Source organism: Streptomyces sp. NPDC034099 (assembly GCF_055575415.1).
This window is the reverse complement of record NZ_JBVISR010000025.1, coordinates 16,210-37,023: the sequence shown is the minus strand read 5'-3', so window position 1 is coordinate 37,023 and position 20,814 is coordinate 16,210. Positions and strand designations below refer to the sequence as shown.

Genomic DNA, 20,814 nt, shown 5'->3' with positions numbered 1-20,814 from the left:
TGTCGCGATGTTTCCATCCTGTGATTTGCACTCTTAGAGCGGGATTGTCGCTATTGTGGCGCCCATTAATCCCGTCCTGTGAGATACGACAATACTGGCGTGGTGTTGGTTGCACCGACGGGGCTCTGCTGTTCGGGTCGGTACAGCCGGTTCGGGAAGACGGTCCCCCCGGTGAGCTGCGCCTGCAGGAGCGCGGTGCGCGCCGTCTCCTCCAGGCGCAGCATGAGGTCGAGCGTCTCCTCCAGGTGCCGGCCGACGGTGAACCCGCCGTGGCGGTACAGAGTGAACGCGAGACCGTGCCGGTCCATCTCGCCGGCCCGCGGGGCGATGACCTTCTCCAGTTGCGGCCGGTACTCCAGCAGATTGACGGCGGCCACGTCGGGCCGCTGCACCATGCCCCGCGGCAGGTCCAGCGGCACGGGGTCGGCCTGGAAGCGGGCCTTCACGGTGCTGTCGTCGGCGTGCAGGCAGGGGATCTCGCCGAAGGTGTCGGCCCGGTTGGTCACGCTCAGCACGGGGATGCCCAGCGACGCGAACGCCAGGGTGTGGGGGGAGTGGGCGTGCACGATCGCCCCGGCCCGGGGCAGCATCCGGTAGAGGTCCAGGTGCATCGGCGTTCCGGACGCTCCGAGACCGCCGGTCTGCTCGATGATGTCGCCGTTGGGCGCGAGCACGATGAAGTCGCGCAGGCTCACCTTCCAGCGGTCGAACGCCAACCGCGTGCACGACATCAGGACGTTGCCGTCCGGGAGCCGTACGGAGACCGCGCCACCTGCCGGGTTGAGGACGTCCCAGGCGAGCATGTCCTTCACGATGCGGGTCAGATGCTGGCGGTAGGGCTCGTAGAGCATGCCTGTCCTCCTTGTACGGGTGCGGGAGTGATCTGGAAGCCGGTGCCGGTTGGGTGCAGGGTGCTGCCCGGCGGTATCCAGGCCGTGGGGACGTTGACGGTGGCGTGGAGAACGGAGCCGGCGCCCACGATGGCGCCGGGACCGAGGGTGACGCGGACGCCGGCCCGGACGCCGTCGCCGACGATCGCGCCCCACTTCGGCTGTCCGGTGCTCATCCGCCCGCCGTCCGGCAGGGCGAAGGCGACGGGCTTCGTGGGGTGGAGCATGTCCGGGTTGGACAGGACGCAGACGCCGATGATGAGGCCGGTGGCGAAGTAGGAGTCCTGGCCGATGACGGCGCAGCCGATGGTGGCCCGGTGGGGCAGGACACTGCCCCGCCCGATGACGCTGCGGGAGACCTCGCAGCCGTAGCCGATGTGGACGTCGCCGGAGATGACCGTCCGGCCGCGGACGGTCGAGTACTCGTGGACGCGCGTGCCGGGACCGATCACCACGTCGTCGTGCACGTTGGCCAGCGGGGAGACGTAGGCGTCCGGGTGGATGCGCGGCCGGTCGCCCAGGGACGCGCTGACGAGGTCGTACACCGCGCCGGATACGTCGCCGATCTCGGCGACGGGCTCGCTGTCGAGGACGGCCGCGCCCCACTCCTTCAGGTGGGGGTCGTCGGCCAGCCGGAGCACGTCGCCGAGCAGAGGGCCGCGGCCGGTCACAGGGCTGCCGCCAGGGGGCGCGGCTGCTGCCCCATGACCAGCGTCAGGTACTGGGCGGCACAGCGGCCGGGCGTGTACCAGGCTTCGGCAAGGGCGCGGGCGGCGCTACCCATCCGGGCCAGCGCGTCGCGGTCGAGCAGCGCGTCGGTGAGGGCGGCGACGAGGTCGTTGGGGTCGTCGGGTTCGTAGACCATGCCGGTGAGACCGTCGAGGACCAGCTCGGGACTGGCGCCAGCGTTGGGAACCAGGGACGGGGTCACCGCTCCGGCTGCGTCAATGACGGCTCGTCCGAACCCTTCCTGGACCGCAGCGGTCGCGAGCAGGTCGTAGCTGGCCAACCGGAGAGGCAAGTCCTCGGCGTACCCCAGGAACCGGACCGGCGCGGCGAGGTGGTTCGCCAGCCGGGTCAGCTCCGGCTGGTGGGAACCCGGATCGCCGAACACGTCGAGCCGCACGGCGGTCGACAGGCGCGGGTCGGCGACCGCGCGCACCAGGTGGTCGACTCGCTTCCACGGCACGGTGCGGGCGACCGAGGCGATGAGGAGCCGCCCCGTGTCGGGTCGCCTGCGGACGGGAGCCTCCGCGGGAATGGTCACGCCGTTGTGGATGGTGCTGACGTACCGGGCCTGCGGGGCGTGCTGCCGCAGGGCCGCCGACGAGGCGTGCGAGATGCCCACCCAGACGGGCACGTCGGCCAGCAGTTCCCAGGGAAGGGTGCTGATGGTCCGCTCGACCATCGCGCCGTCGCCCGGATTGATCACGCGCAGAACCTGGTCGGCGTTGACGACGTGCCGGACAACGGGAATCACTCGCGCGTTGGGGACCAGGAGGACGTCAGCGGCCGCAGTGCGGTGGCTGGAGATCACTACGACAGGGCGGTCGTCGCTCGGCGAGCCGAGTTGGGTGAGGGCCTGCTGGTAGTCGTGCCAGTCCGTGACCTCGTGGATGTGCGCGGGGCCGCAGGAGCCGGCGGCCGGGCCGCCTTGCCGCCACCACACCACGTCGATGCTGGGCACCAACCGGGCGAGGTTTCCTGCGAGCTCGGCGACGGAGTTCTCTGCTCCGCCACGGGCGGTGGTGACCCACGTGAGTACGACGTGCGGAATCACTGGTTGCCTCCTCATTGAAGCTGCCTGTGGTGCACGGGGGCGTCCGAGCCGAATGATCAGGCGCGGATGGTGTTGGTCGGACGTCCGGGGTGGTGATACCGCGGCACCCGCTCCACTCGGGGGAGGGCGCAGCAGGTGCCGCGGGTGAGCTGCTCAGCGGTCCGGGGCGTGGCAGTGCGGGACCGACGAGCAGCCGTTGAGGCCCGGCGCGGGGGACGTGTTCCAGCCGTGGGGGACGGTCGGATTGGGATCCCCCGCGCCGGGGGTTGTGCTCTGCCGGGGGCGGGCCGTGTCGGCAGCCGCGCCCCGGCAGAAGTTCAGTCGGCGGTGCCGTGGGGGGGGCGTACACAAGTAGGTCGACCGTTTCGACGGCGTTGGGCAAGGGCCGTTCCTGCGTGCGGAGTCGGTAGCCGAGGTCCTGCACGACGGATGTCATTTCGCGCACGCCGGCGTGAACGGTCTCGGCGGAGGTGTCTGGGGCCAGCCGCCAGCGCACAAGCGCGCAGAAGTCTGCCTCCGGCGGCCACAGGGCGCTGTTGAGGTCCCGCACCATGACGCGCGTGCCGTTGCGGGCCGCCTTGGTGTCCTTCAGCCAGCTCTCCAGGTTGTGCAGAGGGTTGACCTCTTGCCACGTGTAGGTGAGCGGGGGAGGCACGTGCGCCCACGCGTCGCCAGGGCGGCGAGGCGGAGTCTTGCCTGCCTCCATGCGGTAGACGAGCAGGTTGGCGTACAGATGCTTCGTCGGGTCGATGGGCCGGCCCGCCCACTCCACGACGTAGTCCAGCGACCGTAGGCCGTCCGTCACGGCCTTCAGCCGGGCAGACCAGTCGGATCCGACCTTCCGGTCCGGGTGCCACTCGGCCACGACGCACAGGTCTGCGCCTCGCGGCCAAGCGCACTGCGGCGCGTACAGTGCCCGGCTCCATCCGTCGCCCGGGGAAATGTCCCGGTCGTGGAGGTCGTAGCCCTCCTTGCGGCCCACTACGACGCGGTTTTCACCGACCTTGAGCTGGTCCAGGTCGTAGTTGACCACCGTGGGCGCCGTGCGATTCGGATTGTTCCGGTCGTAGGTGGGGCGTTCGTTCCAGGCGCTGCGCACGCTGTCCTCTCAGGTTCAGGGTGTTCCGGGTTCTCGTCTGCGGGAGCCTGTGGATTCACACGTCCACGGGCCCGGGGGTGAGGACAGCTCGAACGGTCTTGCCGCGGCCTTCGTGCGGCAGGAATCGGGTGACCTTGGCGCCGAGGGAGGCGACCTGCCACAGGCCACGTCCCTTCTCCCCGCGCACCGCGGCGTCGAAGTCGGGGAACGCCGGGTTCAGGTCGGCGACGTCGATGACCAGCGAGCCGGTCTCGTCGATGGCGATGCTGAGGGTGAGCTGCACTTCGGAAGAGGGCACGCAGTTGGGAATCCCGTGCCTCACACCGTTGTCCACGAGCCGGGCGACCGCTTCCACGGCCGATAGGACGTTGCCGTGCCAGCACAGGACGGTGACGATGCGTCGGGTCCATACGCGCGACAGGTACAGGGCACGGTCGCCGGGGAGGTGCGTGGTGAGGCTCCGCACGAGGGGGGGACCGGGCGGAGCCCCGGCGCAGGGCGGCAGTGCCAGGAGCGGTGTCTCGGCGGTCCCCCGGCTCTCTCCGGGGGAAGGGCGTTGCGGAGCCGGTGAGGTCATGGCGTGCCTCCCTCCTTCAACGAGTCCGGGGGCCCTTAACGGCTTCCAGTTCGGTCAGCAGGTCGTGCAACTCGTTCACTGCCCAGCCCATCCTGCGCAGGTGGACCACGGACTTGAGGTAGTCGCCGGGCAGCTCCTCCTCACGCACCTCACGGGCGCGTGTGATGAGCCGTGTGGCCCGCCCGTCCTGCTTCTCCACCTCGCTGTTGAGGGCATAGCTGACGAGCTGTATCAGGTACCCGCGCAGACGTTGCGCGAGTTCGTCGACGAGGTCTTCGGGCGGGGGGACTGTGTCGAGGGCGTCGGCCACGTCGTCCAGCCACGCGTCACCGTCGTAGGGGTGCCAGGCGCGCACCGCGGCCAGGGCCGCCTCCACCTTGGCGGGGTCCGGTAGACGGGCGGGTTGCACGGGGCGAACCCAGCGCGGTACGTCGGCGCTGGCGTCGCGACGGGGAAGGGTCACGGAGGTCACCGGTCCTCTCCCTTCGCTGGGAAGAGGCACCAGACGGCGGCGCCGTCATCGCTGATGCCCCAGACGCCGCCGGAACCTAGGACCACGAATTCCACCAGCTGGAGGCCACGACCGTGCTCAGCTTCGTCGTTCGGCTTGCGTACTGCCGGCTTCCCCGGTGCGTCGCTTCCAACGGCCAGATAGAGAAGGCCGTCCCGGAGCTGCATCCTGAAACCGACCTGCTTTCCACCACTGTGCATGATGGCGTTGGTGACCAGCTCGGAAACAACGAGCGTCACCGGGTCGGTCATGCTGGCAAGACCGCAGTGGTTGAGGCGTGCCCGAGCGAGTCTCCGCATGCCCGACACTCGGCGAGCGTCCTGGTCAGGTATCGGCTCCGCAGGGCCGCGCAAAGTGATCCCGAAGTTGACTTCCATCGCATCCGCTTCGCGCACCCGCATGCTCGGACGGAGGGCGGCATCCTTCGCGGCGAGCATGACGTCTTCAGCCAGGGAGCCCTGGGTACTCCACAACGGGATGTGTGCTGGTGTGACCTGACGCCTCTCGCGGACGCGGGTTACCTCCGGGGTGAAGGTCCCCTCGAAGCCGTGGCCCGAGCGCGGCAGCTCCTTACGGATCGTGGTCATGGGATCACCGTGTCGCGCGTCCGCCCGCCCTGCCAGGGGAATCCACAGGGGGAAAAGCTTGTCAAGGGGGAAACAGACGGGGGAAGTTGGGGCCATGATTGGAAACCATCCGAGGACGAGGTCACACTCATGGCAACAGACGAGTTCGCAGAGCTCCTGCTTCGACTCCGCAAGAAGACCGGGCGGACGCAGGAGGAGCAGGCAGAAGCGATCAACGCTGTCTCAGGCCGGGAAACCATGACCCGGCGTGAGATCAACCGGTACGAACACGGCCAGAACATCCCAACCAATCACACGCTTGCGCATATCGCAGTGACCTGCGGCTTATCCCCGGAGTACCTGAAGCGGGAGGCCGCAGCCGCTCGTGCCCGGCGCAGGAGGAATGCCCGCCGTGAAGGGGAGGATCAGGACGACGTGAAGCGCCGTACGTTGCTTGGTGGTGCCGTAGTCGGCGCGGCCGCCGCTGCCGAGCCATGGGAGCGTCTCGGACATGCCCTCAGCAGGGGACGGAAAATCGACGGGGAGGCAGCCGCGAACCTGGTCGAGCGCGCCGGCGACCTCCACACGAAGGAGCGGCAGCTGACCGCGCGCCAACTGCAAGGCGAGGTCGAGGCGCACCTGGACGCGCTCACAACCGCCTTGCCGCGGGCTGGTGCAAACGAACGCACACTGGCCATCGCGGCCGGCGAGACGGCCGCTCTGGCGGGCTGGGTCGCGTGGGACCTGGGCGACGATGCGCGCGCCCACGCCTACTACAAGGTGACCATGGATTGTGCGAAGGCCACGGGACACCCGCCCTTGCGCGCGCTGTCCCTGGCGTACGCAAGTTACGGCGCAACCAGCCCAGTCAAGGCCAGAGATCTCCTGACGCAAGCGGCCAAGGACGTGCGCGGACCTGGCAATGCATCCGCCGCCGCGTGGGTCTACGGCCGGTTGGCCGAGGAAGCAGCGAACGCCGACGACGGCACGGGCGCCCTTCGCGCCCTGGAGCGCGCTCGCTTCGCGTACGAATTTGCTGACCACAGCGCCGAACAGTCCTGGGTGCGTTTCGTGACGCCCTACCGCATGGACTCTCTGGCGCTGTCGGTCTACGGGCAACTCGGTAGGCAGGAACTGGCCGAAACGGCAGACCACGTCGTGGAGCGGCTGGGAGGGGAGCTACCGGATTCCGGTGTCGTCGTACTGGGCGACTTGGCGGCCGCCCTCCTGCGAGGAGGCGACATCGACCAGGGCATCTATGTGACGACGCAGTTCGCTGCGGCTGCCGAAGCCCGGCCCAACACCATGGGCAGAGCTCGCGCCCAGACCGTGGCCTCTCAGCTCCCGGCCGGTGAGCGCGAGCTCGCGCATCATCTGCAGCGGTTCGCCGCGTGAGGGGCTACCCGGCAGACTGCGGCGACGACTCGTCGACGACCCACGCCAGGTAGGCGTCGGACCCTCCCGTCACCGGAAGAGTGATCCACTCAGGCACCTCGTAGCTGTGCTGCTTCGACACCCAAGCCTCGAGCTCCGGCAGTCGATCCGTGGTCGTCTTGTACGAGATCCGCCACTCCTGCGCCGTCTCGATGGCGTTCTTCCAGCGGTACACCGCGGTGAACGGCTGGTCGATGTGAGCACAGGCGGCCAGCCGGTTCTCGACAGCGCCGCGGGCGAGAACCTTGGCCTGTTCCTCGTCGTCGATGGTGGTCTGCGCAATCACGATCTCGCCGGCCATTTAACTGCCCTCCCAGTTCGGTGTAACACGACACTATCCAGCGGACGTTGCTGATACGAACCCGCCGCTGGGCTGGGAGATCAGGTCAGGCCAGCCGCCAGGAGCGCAGCCGCTCGGCGATGCCGTACGAGTCCAGGCGCAGCGCGCGGATGTCGGCGATCAGCTCGCGCCACACTTCGAACTTCGTGTTCACCTGCTCGTCGTGCATGGACAGGTAGGCGAGAACCAGCGTGTAACCGTACAGCTCGTTACGGGTCGGCAGCGGGCGCAGCATCACACACTCCTCCAGCATCACCGCCGCCCGCCAAAACGCGTCCGGGTGGTGCTGGTCATGACGTGGTGGGTCAACCTTATGCCGGGCCGCCAGACCGACGAACACGGAGTAGTCGTTCACCGCGAGGTCGTCCAGCACCTCTTCCTGACGTTCCAGGAACCACCGGTAGTCGACGTAATACTCGGCAGGCACAGGTCAGGCCGCCCGCGGGGTGTGCGCCACCTGCGCGGGACCGCCGTACTCGGCGTCGAACGCGGCGACGGTCGCCGGGTCGGAGATCACCTGGCGGAATGTCTCGGCGCCCTTGGCCAGCGCGCGCTCGCGCTGCTTCTCCTCCGCCACCTGAGTGAGGTAGGTCTCCAGGGGAAGTCCAGCGTCGTCAGCCAGAGCCTGCAGCGTGGCCACAGTGGTGTCGTCGATTTCGATGCCCGCCATGCATCGAGTATGCCGTGCGGGAGTGACTGAGGACCAGCCGCTCGAGAATTTGGTCTTGACCTGTGCGTTTACGGTTCAACCGTGACCTGGTCCTCGAAGAGATCACAGACGCACGGTGGTCCAGCGGGTCATTCTTGCTGGCCCCGTCGGGCTGGTGGTTGCCGTGTTGCCTTCGGCGAGTGGGGCAGGGATCGGCGTTGTTCGGTGGCGTACGCAGGCGGTGAGAGGGGGCAGAGTCTGAAGAGCGGCCCCTTGACCAGGGCGCAACGGTACCCAGGGCCGCCCCTGCCCTACCCGGCCTGTCAGCGCGCAAGGCACTGCGAAACTACCTTCGCTCTCCGGTTGGTGCCGCTGGGGAAGTCCGGAGGAGTGAGAGACCCGTGCTGGCGAGATGACCTGGCGAGCGGTGTCAGTTGTGTCCCAGAGGTCACAAGGCGTGACACGACGTGGCAGGGTTGAGATCTGCTCAGTCGTGCGATGCAACAGGGGGTGGGGCGTGGCTGCGGGGAGGGATGGGGTGGCTCAGCTGACGCGGGCGCATCGGGTTCTCATCGGCCTGGTCGTCTTCGGTGCCGTCATCATCGCCGGGATCGGCTTCGCGGGTTCGTACGCGGCGGTGCGGGAACTGGCCCTGAAGAAGGGGTTCGGGAATTTCTCGTACGTCTTCCCGATCGGCATCGACGCGGGCATCTGTGTGCTGCTCGCCCTGGACCTGCTGCTGACCTGGATCCGCATCCCCTTCCCGCTGCTGCGGCAGACGGCGTGGCTGCTGACGGCGGCGACGATCGCGTTCAACGGCGCCGCGGCCTGGCCCGACCCGCTGGGCGTGGGCATGCACGGCGTGATCCCGATCCTGTTCGTGGTGTCCGTCGAGGCCGCCCGGCACGCGATCGGCCGGATCGCCGACATCACCGCCGACAAGCACATGGAGGGCGTCCGCCTCACCCGCTGGCTGCTCTCGCCGGTGCCGACGTTCCTGCTGTGGCGGCGTATGAAGCTGTGGGAGCTGCGCTCCTACGAGCAGGTCATCAAGCTGGAGCGGGAGCGGCTGGTCTACCGGGCCCGGCTGCGGTCCCGCTTCGGCCGCGCCTGGCGCCGCAAGGCGCCCGTGGAGTCCCTGATGCCGCTGCGGCTGGCCCGCTACGGCGTCCCGCTGGCGCAGACCGCCCCGGCAGGCCTCGCGGCCGCCGGCATCGACGAACCACCGGTCCTCTTCACCGTCGAACGGATCCCCGTACCCGCAGACCCACCCGACGACACCACACCCAGCGCCGCACCGGACGACAAGCCGGCGCCCACGGTGATCACACAGGCGTCCCCGGCCCAGCCCCGCGCAGCGACACCCGAAGGGCCACGCGGCGCGGCTGCCGTCAGCGGGGAAGACGCCGAGCGGTTCACCGACGCCTACCAGGCATTCCTCGCGCGCTACCAGGTCGAACCAACCCCCATGCAGTGGGCTTCCTGGCTGAGCGACGTGTACGGCATCACCACAGCGGCAGGAAACCCCCTCTCCGACGACCAGGTACAGCCCCTCCTTTCGGCCATCCAGGAGCGCTACGCGGCACCGGTCGGGGAGCCTGCAATCTCCGAAAGGCCGGGGCAGGACGACGAATCCATCGACTGGTACGACTACTTCTACAGCGCCTGGCGCGCCTACGCCGACGAGCACGGGACTTTCCCGGACGCCGACGCCTTGGCGGCTTTCGTCTACCAGCGGGACGCCATCACCGGGGAGGGCGGACTGCCCATCACCGGCGAGGACCTGGCCGAGTTCGTCAACCGCTTCCAGGCGGAGACCGCCGGTGGACAGGATGCCGCAACACCGTCCGACGATTCCGACGGCCAGGACGCGGCCGAAGCCACTGCACCCCAGGAGTCCGAGACGGCCCCGGCGGGGGTGCAAGCCGCTAAGGAGAAACGCAGCCCGCGGGTGGAAGCGCTCATCGACGGCCCGTCGCCGGGAACGGAAGCCGCACCCGCGGAGAACTCCGTTCTGACCACGTCCGACCGCTACTACCTCGGATGGATGGAGTACCAGGCCGAGCATGGCGTCGAGCCCACCGCCGAGGAACTGTCCACCCACCTCGCACGGCACGGCACCTACGGCCGCGGCGGGAAACCCGTCAGCCCGGCGAACCTGCGCCGCTACTTTCTGCCCTCCCGCGTCTACACCGTCTGGGCCGACCACCGGGCGGCCAGCGAGAACCCCGACGCGGACGCCATCGCGCAGCACTGCACGGCCCAAGGGATCACTGGCCAGTACAACAAGCCCATCACCACCACCTACATCACCGAGCACGCCGACGAATTCGAACGACGTTGGCAAGCCCTCATCCACCATCACGCAGGCGCCCAGCACTGACGAGAACTGGTCCGCGAAAGGAGGAGAACCGTGCGAGCGCTGAAGATCGCCCCGGACGCCACCGTCACGGAGATGGACTTACCCGATACCCACGCGCGGGCGGCGATCCAGGAACTGCTCGGCTCCCCCGACGCCGTCGATCAGGGCATCTACCACCACCGCGCCGTGCTGCACATCCACGGCAACGGCCGACAGATCGGCCTCCCACAGAACCTGGCCGCTTGGGCACTCGCGAGTGCCTGGCGCGGCACCGCCCTCTACCCGCTCGCTGGCCCCGTCGCTATCACGGGACGCACGATGGTAGGGGACATGACGGGCCTCGACGGTGACCTGGTCCGGCACGCGAGGGTCGTTGCCCAGACCGTGCGGGAAACGCTGACCGAGTGGCGCAGACGCCCTCCCGTCTCCAACGAGGCCGCGATCAGCGAACTACTCGCGTACGCGACCCGCGACATCTCCGCGAGCACGTAGCACAGACGCCTGGAGACGAAGCGACAGCAGCGTGCGCAGGCCTCGTGGTCCGCGAGCGAAGTCGTTGCCTTCCACTGGCCGGCCGGAGCGCACGTCCACTTCATGCGGGGCTGGGTCTCGGGCCAGGGACAGCAACGTCATCGAGGTCTGGCGATACCCTCCTGCCGCCGGAGCGGCGCTCACAGGGTCTTGCGGACGCTGCTGTCGGCGTCGTTGAGGAGTTCCTTGATGAGCTGCTCGGTGTCCGCCTCCAGGGAACAGTCGAGTTCCCGGTTGACCTGTTGGATGCGGGTGATCGCGGTGTGGAGCCCTTGCCGGTTCCCGGCCGCGTGTTCGAGGCGGCACCAGTCGCGGTAGAGGAGTTCGGCGGTGTGGTCGACGTCGAGGCCCGTCGCGACGGCCTGGCGGGCGGCGCTGAGGTCCTGGTGAGGGCCGGGGGAGGTTCGGTAGGTGGCCACGGTGTGTGCAACGTCGATGATGCGGGTGGTCATCTCTTGCTGGTAGGGCTCGGCCCACGGCAGCGGGGCGCCGCCGAACGGCTTGCCGCGTACCAGGGAGAGCGCCTTCTCCAGATCGGGCAGGCCGGCGGGGCCCGTGGTCAGGGCGCGTTCTACGAGCTGCAGGAAGCGGGTCCAGTCGCAGCGCACGGCGGGGGAGAGGCGGTAGGGGTCTTGGCCGGTCTTGCGGCGCGGCACGTAGGGAGTGCCGTCGGGATCGTTGCCCAGCGAGCGGCGCAGGCCCTGCATGCGGGCGTTGAGGGTGTTCAGGTGCCAGGGGCTGGCGGGGTCCATGTCGGAACACAGGGTCTCGGAGCTGCGCCCGGGACGGAAGAACAGCAGCGTGGCGAGCTGCGCGAGCCGGGGGCCGTGGCCAGTGGCGGCCACTCCGGTCACCTCGATGGGGCCGAGGACCCGGATTTCCGGCGCGTGCGAGTCATGGGCCGTACCTTCCGCCTCTCCCTCTCCCGCTGCCACCGTTTGGCTTACTGCGCTGGTTGTCTGTCCGGTGTCGGGCATGTCGCCGTCGGAGCTGGGGGACTGTGCGGTCTGGGCGGCTGGAATGTCCGTGCCGCGGGAGCCTTTCCCATGAGTCTGGGGGGTGGTTGCCACGGGTGCGGGCAGAAGGCGGGGACTGGCCGGGCCGGTAGCGGCGGCGAGCAGGGCGGGGAAGACCTCGCCACCTGTCTCTGCGTCCTGCGTCACCGTGTCGCCTGACTCCGCCGCAACGGGGCCTGGCGCGGCCGACTGCTCCGCCTGCTCGCCCTGCTGTTCCACATGGGTGGGCTCGTCCGGGACGTCCTTCCATGCGCCTTCAGCTTCGTGGGCGGGCTGCGCGGCCACTCGCAGTGCTGTGGTGATCTGGAGGTAGGCGGCGTGTCCCAGGCGCTGGACCGTGACCTCGTGGCCGGCCGTCTCGAGGGTCTGCGGGGTGTTGAGGGAGGCGTTGAGGATCTCCGCGGCGGGGAAGTGCGGGGCGGCCGTGCTGGCCGGGGCTACCAGGGTGACCGGAACGTCGCCTGCCTTGTCGATGACGTCGGCGAACGTCCAGGCAGTGTCGGCGTCCAGGACTGACGCGCACAGCAGCAGGTAGGGCTGGTGGGCGGTGTCGGGCAGCTGGTGGGCTTCCAGGAGCCGTTCGGTCAGGTCCCGCAGGGCATGCGCAGGCTGGCGCATGTGGGCAATCCGCGCGGTGGGCAGCAGCTGCGGCAGGTCCTCGCCGAACCCGATGGTGACGACCTCGACGTCGCTCGCCCACGGGCTCATCGCGAGTTCCAGAGCGAGCGAGGTGCATACCTCGGTGATGTGCACGGGGTTGCCGTCCAGCAGCAGAGCGGAGGTCCGGGGGAGATTGAGCAGCACCAGGTCCCCCTCCTCAGTGCTGCCGACGGTTACCAGGCCCGGGCAGGGCGCCGGGACGTCACGGGCGGCGTCCTCGTCCAGGAGGACGGCGTCAGTGTCCAGAACCCACCACCCGTTCTCACCCGAGACGAACGGCGTCATCGGCTTGTGCGAGTGGTCTTCGGGCAGCACGTGGAGGATGCGGGCCCCGATCCGTGCGGCCCGCACCACCGGCACTCCGGCCCCGCTCCCCTGCTGGGCTGCATGGTGGGCCACGGTCCGCAGGGCCACGTCCAGGCGCGCCGCACCGCCGGGTTCGGCGGCCGCCGCCAACTGCGCCTCGGCCGGGGACGTCTCGGCTGCGATGGCGATCGTCTCGCCGGGCTTGCGGCGACGTCGCTGCAGGGTGCGGCGCAGGGCGAGCCCGCCGGTGACGGCAGCGGCCAGCAGCGCCCCGGACCCATACACGACGCGCAGGTTCAGCGGTCCGTCGGCCCGGGCCGACGCCGGCGCGGACGCGGCGGGGTCGGTGGAGGTGGACTGAGGCGTCTGCGCCGGCGGGGTCGGCGTAGCCGACGCGGACGGCGAGAGGGAGGGAGCACTGGTGCTGGGCCGCGGCGCCGTCGGAGCCACCGCGGAGGGGGAGCGCTCCGGGCTTGGCTGTGCGGCAGATGGACTGCCCGGCGAGGCGGGAGACGCTGAGCTCGCAGGGGGCGGGACCTGGTCTGGTACGGGGGCATGCTCAGTGTCCGGAGCTGGCCTGTCTGGTGTCTGTTCGCTGTCCGGTGCCTGAGCGGGCGGGGGTGTGCGCTCCTGGCGGTCCGACTCGCCGGGCGCAGGCGGCGTCTGGGCGTGCTGCCGGGCGGGCACGGTGACCTGCTGCCCCGGGTAGATCACATCCGGGTCGGTAATGGCGGGCAGACCGTCCGCTTGCGGTTTGCCGCGGCTGGCGGCGAACAGGTCGGGCCACTGATCGCTGTCGCCGAGCTCCTCCTCGGCGATCTTCGACAGGTTGTCGCCCTCATCGACGGTGACTAGGGGCACGCAGGCCTCGTCGGCTGCTGTCTGGGCGGTCAGCTGGATGCGGTCACCGTCTGCGACAGCGTGGCTGGTTGGCATCTGCAGTTGCCAGCCGGCTTGCAGGAAGCTGTTCGATTGGAAGACTTGGCCGTCGGCCATGGTGTGGCCCTCGTTCATGGCGGCGATCTGGCGCCACTTCTCGCCATCGCCGAGTTCCTGTTCGGCGATGCTCCACAGGCTCTCTCCCGCCCGGACGGTATGCACCGGCAACGCCGAGTTCGTGCCGGAGCCCGCCCGCAGCTGCTCGGCGACGGGTTGCTCGCCGGCCTGGCCGGGCAGTCGGGTGGCGGTTTGGGCGGTGGTGGCCGCGTGTGCGTCGGTGGCGAGAGCTGAACTGGTGGGCAGCAGTACCAGGATGCTGCCGATGAGCGCGGCCGCGGCTCGCTGCGATGCGCCGAACCCGCGCGGCACCCGCCAGGTACGCCCGCGCAGTTGCGCGACCAGCTCCCGCACCGAGCAGAACGCGAACTGGACCCAGCCGGCCCAGCCGACGACGAGCAGCAGTGCCAGGAACGCGGCTCCGGTGTCCTGCCGGTCCAGCAGATGCGCCAGATCATCGTGCGTGGCAGCCCAGATGACCGGACTCGCCCAGGCGAGCAGCAGCGGCAGCCCAACCAGAGCGCTGGCGAGGACGAGCAGGCTCACCAAGCCTGTGATCACCCGGACCGGGGTACGGCCGACTGTGGCGGAGTCGTGGGTGTGGCGCATAGGGCTTTCCCTCTACTCGGGTGCGGTGACGCCGTGCAGGAGCGTGGCGGAGCCGTGTCCGGTGACCGGCAGGGAACCGATTCCGACGACCGGCAGGAACTTCGTGGCGTAGGAGCCGGTGGTGTGCACGGTGAGCGTCATGCCATCCGCGGACACGCTTACCGTGCCGGTGGCGCCGACCGAGTCGAGGTAGGCGCGTCCCGCGGCGGCGGCATCCTGCGGCTTGACGACGATGCTCTCGCCGCTGATGGCCCCGGTCGGGTCGATGGCCTGCCCGCCGGCCCGGGCGGCTTCCCCGGCGACGTGGTCGGCGCGCTCGGTGGCCCGCATCTTGCCGCCCCCGTCGACCGCCACGCCGATGATCCCGATCAACGCGACGACGCAGACCGCCACGAACACGGTGACTCCGCCTCGATCGCGGTCCCCCGTGGCTCGTGCTTTCAGCCAGGTCACGATCATCGGGCTCCTTGCCGCGCGCGGTACTGGTCCACTACGGAGGTAGCTGTTGACCGTAGGGTCTTGGACCCCGGCACACCGGGAAGGAGCAGGTCGGACAGGTTCACGGTGCAGTTCACGGTCACCGTGACGGTGCCGGCCTGGCCCACCGGCACGTTCAGGCCGCTGGTGTCGATGGTGACGTTGCTGGAGGCGCAGGTGATGCCCTGGTCGTGCAGGGATTCGGCGGCCGCGGCCTGGGCTGCTGCCTGGGCGGAGGCGGCGGTGCGGTGGATGGACGCCTCCCGGGCGGCGTCCTGTGCGGCGGCATCGATCTTCGCCCCGGAGGTGACGAGGCGGCCGCCGGCGAGCGCCAGACACACGAACATGATCAGCGGCGGGACGACGATGGCCGCCTCGATGGCGACGCTGCCCTCATCACTACCCCGTGTGCCGCTCAGACGTCGCATCGTCCTGGAGATGGTCCTCACCGGCTTCACGGCTGGACCCACCTCTCGACCGGCCCGGAAGCCGACTGCGTGATGGTCAGCCCGGGAAGTCCGGGGATCATCGACTGGGCGACGCCTGTCACCTGCACCCGCACGCGTTCACCGTTATTGCCGGCGCGCACGCTGACGGAGCGCAGGCTGTCCCCGGCTGTTCGGCCCAGGACCTGGCGGGCGCGGGCGGTGCCGTCGGCAGGGTCGGCCTGGTAGGCGCGGGCAGCGGTGACCCCCTCCCGGGCGGCGGTCAGGGCGATCTGCCGGGCGTAGTACCACATCGACGCCTGGATGACGGCGATCGCAGCGAGCAGCACGAACGGGTAGACGATGGCCATCTGGATCGAAGCGTCCCCACGGTCGTCAGCCCGTCTGCGTTCCCGCCACCAGGCCGCCAGTCGGCCGTTGGCCGGCATCAGATGCCGCTCAGGTTTCCGTTGTACCGGGAGATGACCGCGGCGATCGTCCCGGCGATCACCAGGGCGCCGGTGACGGCGGCGACCCAGATGATGACGGTCGTGATGCTGATGTCACCCCTGTCCGGGCGCCGCTGCAGCTCGGTGAGGCCTTCCTCCAGCCGCGTGGTCACAGCGAGCACGGCACGGCAGGCGCGGGCGGCGGTGTACTTCACGAGATTCTCCTTGTCGGTCAGCAAGGTCGGTTCGGGGGCCGGCCGTCACGGCCGGCCGGCGTTCAGACGGTGAGCATGCGGATCACCGCAGGGAAGGCCATGAGGAGCATGACCAGCACCGCCAGCAGCGCGCCGGGAGCGGTCATCTTCTCGCTGGCGGCGTTCGCCTGCGCGGCCTGGTCGGCCAGCAGTTCGGCGCTGAGCGCGGCGGTCCGCGCCCGCAGCGCCTTGTAGACGGCGGCGCCGTCGGTGGCGGAGCCGCGCATGATGTCGGCGACGTCGTCCAGGGCGGGCAGCTCATACTCGGCGGCCAGCTCGGAAAGTGCCTGATAGGGCGGGATCTTCTCCAGCCGGGCCCGGCGCAGTGCTCCCTGCAGATACCGGAAGGGCCAGCCCTGTCCGACGGCGGCCGCTTTCTCCAGGGCTTCGGTGGGGCCGGCGTCCGCGGCCCGTTTGAGGGCGACCAGGTCGAGGTAGGCGACCAGGGCGTGGGCGAACTCCTCCCTGGCACGCTTGGCCTGGTCGCGTACCGCGAGGTCGGGGGTGATGAACAGCAGGGCGGCGGCGGCGAGTCCGGCGACGGCCGGCACGTAGAAGGGCAGCGAGATGCCCGCCACGATCCACGGGATGGTGACCAGCACGGGGCACAGCAGCCCGAGCGCGGCGAGCGCGGTCTTCTTCAGCATGAACTGGCCCGGCTGCTGGCCGAGCAGGGCCAGGCTGGTGACGGGCACGCGCACGCCGGGCAGGCGCTCGAGGCGGGCCAGCAGCCACCGCCCCCACGCCTCGTCCCGGTCCAGGACCATCTGCTCGGCGGCCACGGGCAGGCTGCCGGGAGCTGTGCGCTGCAGGGCCGGGGCCAGGGCGGGCTGCGGGCGCAGCATCTCCCGCACAAGCAGAGCAGCACCGGCGCCGACCGTCCCGCCGCTCAGCACGATGGGCACAAGGTTCACGGGCTCACTCCTTCGTGCTCACGCTCCCCAGCCGGTGCGTCGGTAGCGACGGCCGCGGGGGTGGGTAGCCGTACGGTGCTGGCCGCATCCGGGATGAGGAAGCGGGGGATGCGGCGGAAAGCTCCGAGTTGTCGCATCAGCGCGAGGGTGGCGACGAACCCGGCGGTGAGGAAGGCGAGGACCAGCTGGCCCAGGAGTGTGGAGTACGGGGCGGTGTAGGAGGGGACGAAGAAGCCGGCCACGACGATGCCCAGGGTGATGAGGGTCATCCACCGCACTGTGGTCCGCGGCTTGGCCCGGTCCGCCTCGATGCTCCGCTTCTTGGCGACCTCGTCGCGGACGCTGCCGGCCAGGTCCTCCAGGGCCTGGGCCAGGCCCGGCCCGCGATCGTTGACGGACAGGATCAGCGCGGCCAACACCTTGTCGCCGGTGACGTCGCCGAGCTCGTCACTGAAGGCTCTCAGGGCTTCCTCGGGACGCCAGCCAAGCCGCAGCCGGTCGGACAGATTGACGATCTGGGCGGCGAGTTCGTCCGGGGCCCCCTGACGACTGGTGATCATTGCCTGCTCCAGGCCCATGCCCAGACGCAGCAGGCCCGCCAGCCGTCCGGTCCACTCACTGAGGGCTTCCAGCTGCCCGATGCGCTCGGCGGCGATCTGCCCCGGTGTGACCAGCCACGGCACACCGATCACGGCTGCTCCGAGTAAGACTCCTGCGACGAAGTTCCCCGAGGCCAGCCACACGCCGGCGAACACGCCGGCCGCGGCGACGGACAGGGCCCGCTGCCGCATCCGGGCATCCTCTGTCTGGTCTGGGCCGCGCCGGGCCGGCATCCGCCGCCAGGGCGCCCGGCGCGGCGCCGACGTTCCCACGATCCCGGCGACGACGCCGATCAGCCCGCCGACGACGGCCATGCCGCTCAGCAGCCCCCACAGCAGGATCACTGGACGCCTCCGACCTTCAGCGGCAGCGGCGCCGGCCAGGCCCCGTAGGGCTGGTGCAGCAGGCTGGAGTCGAATCCGACCCGGCGCAGGTCGTCGATGCAGCCCGGGTCCATCCGCGGCACCGCCCGCAGCTCACCGAACTCGACACCGGGGGAGAAGACCTCGTTGGTGGCGGGACGCCCGGACTCACCGATGCCGGTCAGCTCCAAAACGTGGGAGACGTAGCGGTGACGGCGGCCGCCGATCTGCGTCTCGTCCGTCATATCGACGTACACGATGAAGTCCAGCCCGTTGGCGGTCTGCCGGTAGGCAAGCTGCTCGGACAGATTGCCCTGAGCGAGCCCGTACAGTTCCGCGATCCGGTCGAAAATAATGCTGGGGCGGCGGGCGTGGATGGTGCACAGGTTCCCGCCGGCCCCGTTGGTCAGGGCCTGCATCATCGCCACGACCTCCGGTCCGCGGACCTCGCCGACCACGATCCGCTCCAGCGACATCCGCAGCGCCGGATGCATCAGGTCCAGCAGCGTCACCTCGCCGGCGCTCCGCCCCGAGGCGTCCTTCTCGCCGTTGGACTCCCGCCCGATCAGGGAGACGACCTGGCGGTGGTAGCCGTTGGCGTGGGCGAACAACTCGTCCTCGCTCTGGATGGTGGCGAACCGCGTCTCGGGGCCGAACTCCTTGAGCATCGCCCGCAGCAGTGTCGTCTTCCCGGCCTTCTGCTTCCCCGCGATCATGATGTTCTTCTCCGCGCGCACACATGCGCCGAGGAACTCGCGCAGAATGGGGTCGATCGTGCCCAAGCCCACGAGGTCGTCGAGGTCGGCGTGGGAGACGCGGTGCCGGCGGATGACCGCATACGTCATCGGCCCCAGCCCCGTGATCGCCTGCAGCCGGGACCCGTCCTGCAACGACAGCGCCAGCGTCGGGTTGGCGGTGGAGATGGTCCGCTCCTGATGCCCGGACCCGCGGGCCAGCTCCCGCAGCAGCTCCAGAAGTTCTTCCTCGGAGTCCGCGATCGGTCCGACCATGCGGCGTTCTCCGTCGCCGTAGTCCAGCCACACCTCACCGGGGCCCTGGACGATGATGTCCTCGACCCGCTCATCGTCCAGAAACGGCTGCAACCGACCCGCCCGGTACAGCAGGTCGTACACGGCACGCCGCAGCGCCTCGTCCTGCTGCGGACTCATCGCCGCGGCATCCGACCACAACGCCACCGCCTCAGTGATCCAGTCCAGGCAGCGCTGCTCCTCGCTGGCCCGGTCCATGTCCGGGGCCGTCTTCAGCAGCTCCTCGCGCTGCTTGGCGACCTGCGAGGCGATGTGCCGGGCGACGTTGTAGTCCACCGTGACCCGAGGCGCCGCACCCACAACCCCCGTGCCCGCGGCAGACCCGGCCGGCGCGCCCTCTGCCTGCCGGCTGGAAGGCCCTGGGGGCCGGCCGGGCGGTGGCACCACGGTCGGGCTGGCGTGCAGAGGCCTACCGCGCACCGGACACCTCCTCACCGCGCACCGGCCTTCCTGGCGAGCCCAGACGGGCACGGCGCGCGACCGCCTGCTGCACCAGCAGGGTGCCCGTCGTACGCGCTGCCTTCATCAGGGAGGACTTGGTGAAGTGGCGGGGCTGGTCGGCACCGTCGGACAGCACGCGGGCCTCCTTCGGCGCGAACGGCAGGCTCGCCACGACCGGAACCTGCAGCACCCGCTGCACCTCACCTGCGGGGTAGGGGCCCTCGTCGACGACCAGGAGGCCGACATTGCCGACGCGCTCTTCCAGCTCGCTGACCCGGCCCTGCGCTGCCTGCAGGCAGCGCAGCGTGTTGCGGACGACCACCAGAACGACGTCGGCCTGCTCGGCCAGGACACCGGACGGGCCGACCGCCCCGCGACGGCCGAGGTCGACCAGGACGTCATGACCATGGTCGGCGTCGATGCCGCGGAACATCGTGGCGAGACCTTTCCAGACCGAGCTGAGGCTGGCGGCCTGGGCGGGATCGGTGATCCCGGGCAGCAGCAGCCGGTCACGCGGCGCCTCGGTCTTGCCGTCCTCGCTGCTCAGGTCGATCAGCTGCCGCCAGAACGCCTCACCGAACTCACCCTTGCGGGCCGCCACCGACAGATTCCGCAACCCGTACCGGTCCCCGAGCGTGCCCTGCAGCAGACCATGCAGGACCGCGCCCCCGTCCGGGTCGCACTCGGCCAGGATCATCCGACGGCCCGGCTCCAACGGCCAGCACAGCAGCAGAGCCAGAGCACTGGTGGTCACCCCGGGCGAACCACTGCACCCGGCCAGCGCGATCACGGCCATCAGCCGCTCTCCGGGGCATCAAGGACCAGACGCAGCGCATCGCTGGCCACCCACGCCGCGGCGGTCGGACCGTCGTCCGCGGCCGTGGCCACGTCGACCACCACGAGCCCGGTCCCAGGGGCCGCCTGCGACGCCTTCACCACCCGGCCGGCGATGCTCTGCGCACCGTCTTCGCCGGACCCCTGGGCCATGTCGGCCGCACCCTGGGCCGGGACATGCACCAACTGGACCCTCTGCCCGGGCACCAGCGCGGTGGCCGGAACCTGCTCGGGCTTCAGCCCGATCGGCACCAGCTGCTCACCGGCCTTCACCAGGGAGTCCCTGGTGACCTGAGACGGACTCAGCAACGAGCCGGGCTTCAGCTCGACTGCCGCCCGCTTGCCCACCACCGATTCCATCGTGTCGGCGCGCACGGCCTTCACTGCCGGGTCCAGCGCGACCGAGGCCTTCCCGAGGTCCTGCTCGGTGAGGACCTGCCCGACCTGCACATCGCGGACCACCGTCACGACCTCGGTGCGGTCTCCGACCTGTAAGAGGAGGACGGCGACGCCTGCGCCCCCAGCCGCGATCAGCGCCAGCGACAAAGCGATCACGCCCGGCCGACGTCTGCGGGCGGACACCCGCGGAGGCGTAACGGGACCGGCGGCCTGGGTCTGTTGAGGGACTCCGCCAGAAGCGGGAGTACCAGCGCGTTCCTTTACCTTGCTCAACGTTCCTGCCC

21 protein-coding genes and 1 pseudogene are annotated in these 20,814 nt (G+C 70.0%); 3 read left to right on the top strand and 19 right to left on the bottom strand.

Going from position 1 to position 20,814, the window contains the following annotated elements:
- Positions 1-65: 65 nt before the first annotated feature.
- The 6 genes from ACZ56V_RS38060 to ACZ56V_RS38035 form a co-directional block, all read right to left on the bottom strand.
- The gene (locus ACZ56V_RS38060) at positions 66-851 is read right to left on the bottom strand and encodes a class II aldolase/adducin family protein (RefSeq protein WP_468948280.1); all 786 of its coding nucleotides are present in this window, start codon (positions 849-851) and stop codon (positions 66-68) included.
- Positions 821-1,561, bottom strand: a complete 741-nt coding sequence (locus ACZ56V_RS38055; RefSeq protein ID WP_468948278.1) for a GlgC family sugar phosphate nucleotidyltransferase — start codon at positions 1,559-1,561, stop codon at positions 821-823. The genes ACZ56V_RS38060 and ACZ56V_RS38055 overlap by 31 nt, the downstream gene beginning before the upstream one ends.
- Positions 1,558-2,670: a glycosyltransferase family 4 protein gene (locus ACZ56V_RS38050; RefSeq protein WP_468948276.1), complete on the bottom strand. Its 1,113-nt coding sequence runs from the start codon at positions 2,668-2,670 to the stop codon at positions 1,558-1,560. Before ACZ56V_RS38050 ends, ACZ56V_RS38055 begins: the two co-directional genes overlap by 4 nt.
- A gap of 1,154 nt (positions 2,671-3,824) precedes the next feature.
- A complete protein-coding gene (locus ACZ56V_RS38045) occupies positions 3,825-4,067 on the bottom strand; it encodes a hypothetical protein (protein WP_468948274.1) in 243 nt (80 codons plus the stop codon).
- Positions 4,068-4,362: 295 nt separating this feature from the next.
- Entirely contained in the window at positions 4,363-4,809 is a 447-nt protein-coding gene (locus tag ACZ56V_RS38040; protein ID WP_468948272.1) for a DUF6415 family natural product biosynthesis protein, read from the bottom strand.
- A gap of 5 nt (positions 4,810-4,814) precedes the next feature.
- On the bottom strand, positions 4,815-5,444 hold the full coding sequence (locus ACZ56V_RS38035; RefSeq protein WP_468948270.1) for an ATP-binding protein: 630 nt from the start codon (positions 5,442-5,444) through the stop codon (positions 4,815-4,817).
- A 129-nt stretch (positions 5,445-5,573) separates the two neighbouring features.
- Between ACZ56V_RS38035 and ACZ56V_RS38030 the strand changes: the two genes are divergently transcribed.
- Positions 5,574-6,818 (top strand): helix-turn-helix domain-containing protein, encoded by a 1,245-nt coding sequence (locus tag ACZ56V_RS38030; RefSeq protein ID WP_468948268.1) that lies wholly within the window; start codon positions 5,574-5,576, stop codon positions 6,816-6,818.
- Positions 6,819-6,822: 4 nt separating this feature from the next.
- Here ACZ56V_RS38030 and cutA read toward each other — a convergent pair whose 3' ends face one another.
- From cutA to ACZ56V_RS38015, 3 genes are all read right to left on the bottom strand, one after another.
- Positions 6,823-7,158, bottom strand: coding sequence for a divalent-cation tolerance protein CutA (gene cutA, locus ACZ56V_RS38025; RefSeq protein WP_468948266.1), 336 nt, complete (start codon positions 7,156-7,158; stop codon positions 6,823-6,825).
- A gap of 85 nt (positions 7,159-7,243) precedes the next feature.
- Positions 7,244-7,624 carry a toxin Doc gene (locus ACZ56V_RS38020; RefSeq protein WP_468948264.1) on the bottom strand — a complete coding sequence of 127 codons (381 nt, stop codon included), beginning with the start codon at positions 7,622-7,624 and terminating at the stop codon, positions 7,244-7,246.
- Positions 7,625-7,627: 3 nt separating this feature from the next.
- Positions 7,628-7,867, bottom strand: coding sequence for an antitoxin MazE7 (locus tag ACZ56V_RS38015; protein WP_468948263.1), 240 nt, complete (start codon positions 7,865-7,867; stop codon positions 7,628-7,630).
- A 517-nt stretch (positions 7,868-8,384) separates the two neighbouring features.
- Here ACZ56V_RS38015 and ACZ56V_RS38010 point away from each other — a divergent pair.
- Together ACZ56V_RS38010 and ACZ56V_RS38005 are read left to right on the top strand one after the other, a co-directional pair.
- Positions 8,385-9,080 (top strand): annotated as a pseudogene (locus tag ACZ56V_RS38010) (DUF2637 domain-containing protein); the annotation flags it as partial.
- Positions 9,081-10,259: 1,179 nt separating this feature from the next.
- Entirely contained in the window at positions 10,260-10,700 is a 441-nt protein-coding gene (locus tag ACZ56V_RS38005) for a hypothetical protein (protein WP_468948261.1), read from the top strand.
- 179 nt (positions 10,701-10,879) lie between these two features.
- On the opposite strand, the gene ACZ56V_RS38000 is transcribed toward ACZ56V_RS38005, so the two are convergent.
- The 10 genes from ACZ56V_RS38000 to ACZ56V_RS37955 form a co-directional block, all read right to left on the bottom strand.
- Positions 10,880-14,326, bottom strand: a complete 3,447-nt coding sequence (locus ACZ56V_RS38000; protein WP_468948259.1) for a LysM peptidoglycan-binding domain-containing protein — start codon at positions 14,324-14,326, stop codon at positions 10,880-10,882.
- A gap of 12 nt (positions 14,327-14,338) precedes the next feature.
- Positions 14,339-14,779 (bottom strand): pilus assembly protein TadG-related protein, encoded by a 441-nt coding sequence (locus ACZ56V_RS37995; RefSeq protein ID WP_468948257.1) that lies wholly within the window; start codon positions 14,777-14,779, stop codon positions 14,339-14,341.
- A gap of 2 nt (positions 14,780-14,781) precedes the next feature.
- A complete protein-coding gene (locus ACZ56V_RS37990) occupies positions 14,782-15,231 on the bottom strand; it encodes a TadE/TadG family type IV pilus assembly protein (RefSeq protein WP_468948255.1) in 450 nt (149 codons plus the stop codon).
- A 26-nt stretch (positions 15,232-15,257) separates the two neighbouring features.
- The gene (locus ACZ56V_RS37985; RefSeq protein WP_468948253.1) at positions 15,258-15,677 is read right to left on the bottom strand and encodes a TadE/TadG family type IV pilus assembly protein; all 420 of its coding nucleotides are present in this window, start codon (positions 15,675-15,677) and stop codon (positions 15,258-15,260) included.
- Positions 15,677-15,892, bottom strand: coding sequence for a hypothetical protein (locus tag ACZ56V_RS37980; RefSeq protein WP_468948251.1), 216 nt, complete (start codon positions 15,890-15,892; stop codon positions 15,677-15,679). Before ACZ56V_RS37980 ends, ACZ56V_RS37985 begins: the two co-directional genes overlap by 1 nt.
- Before the next feature lie 62 nt (positions 15,893-15,954).
- Positions 15,955-16,845, bottom strand: a complete 891-nt coding sequence (locus ACZ56V_RS37975; protein ID WP_468948249.1) for a type II secretion system F family protein — start codon at positions 16,843-16,845, stop codon at positions 15,955-15,957.
- The gene (locus ACZ56V_RS37970) at positions 16,842-17,789 is read right to left on the bottom strand and encodes a type II secretion system F family protein (RefSeq protein ID WP_468948247.1); all 948 of its coding nucleotides are present in this window, start codon (positions 17,787-17,789) and stop codon (positions 16,842-16,844) included. The genes ACZ56V_RS37975 and ACZ56V_RS37970 overlap by 4 nt, the downstream gene beginning before the upstream one ends.
- Positions 17,786-19,276, bottom strand: coding sequence for a CpaF family protein (locus ACZ56V_RS37965; protein ID WP_468948245.1), 1,491 nt, complete (start codon positions 19,274-19,276; stop codon positions 17,786-17,788). Before ACZ56V_RS37965 ends, ACZ56V_RS37970 begins: the two co-directional genes overlap by 4 nt.
- Positions 19,266-20,093, bottom strand: a complete 828-nt coding sequence (locus ACZ56V_RS37960; protein WP_468948243.1) for a hypothetical protein — start codon at positions 20,091-20,093, stop codon at positions 19,266-19,268. Before ACZ56V_RS37960 ends, ACZ56V_RS37965 begins: the two co-directional genes overlap by 11 nt.
- Entirely contained in the window at positions 20,093-20,713 is a 621-nt protein-coding gene (locus tag ACZ56V_RS37955; RefSeq protein WP_468948241.1) for an SAF domain-containing protein, read from the bottom strand. The genes ACZ56V_RS37960 and ACZ56V_RS37955 overlap by 1 nt, the downstream gene beginning before the upstream one ends.
- Between the last annotated feature and the right edge of the window lie 101 nt (positions 20,714-20,814).

Bases quoted from the DNA above. Each gene is read 5' to 3' on its own strand.
- ACZ56V_RS38060 (WP_468948280.1), bottom strand. From the start codon at position 851: ATGCTCTACGAGCCCTACCGCCAGCATCTGACCCGCATCGTGAAGGAC.
- ACZ56V_RS38035 (WP_468948270.1), bottom strand. From the start codon at position 5,444: ATGACCACGATCCGTAAGGAGCTGCCGCGCTCGGGCCACGGCTTCGAG.
- ACZ56V_RS38030 (WP_468948268.1), top strand. From the start codon at position 5,574: ATGGCAACAGACGAGTTCGCAGAGCTCCTGCTTCGACTCCGCAAGAAG.
- cutA (WP_468948266.1), bottom strand. From the start codon at position 7,158: ATGGCCGGCGAGATCGTGATTGCGCAGACCACCATCGACGACGAGGAA.
- ACZ56V_RS38015 (WP_468948263.1), bottom strand. From the start codon at position 7,867: ATGGCGGGCATCGAAATCGACGACACCACTGTGGCCACGCTGCAGGCT.
- ACZ56V_RS38000 (WP_468948259.1), bottom strand. From the start codon at position 14,326: ATGCGCCACACCCACGACTCCGCCACAGTCGGCCGTACCCCGGTCCGG.
- ACZ56V_RS37990 (WP_468948255.1), bottom strand. From the start codon at position 15,231: ATGCGACGTCTGAGCGGCACACGGGGTAGTGATGAGGGCAGCGTCGCC.
- ACZ56V_RS37985 (WP_468948253.1), bottom strand. From the start codon at position 15,677: ATGCCGGCCAACGGCCGACTGGCGGCCTGGTGGCGGGAACGCAGACGG.
- ACZ56V_RS37960 (WP_468948243.1), bottom strand. From the start codon at position 20,093: ATGGCCGTGATCGCGCTGGCCGGGTGCAGTGGTTCGCCCGGGGTGACC.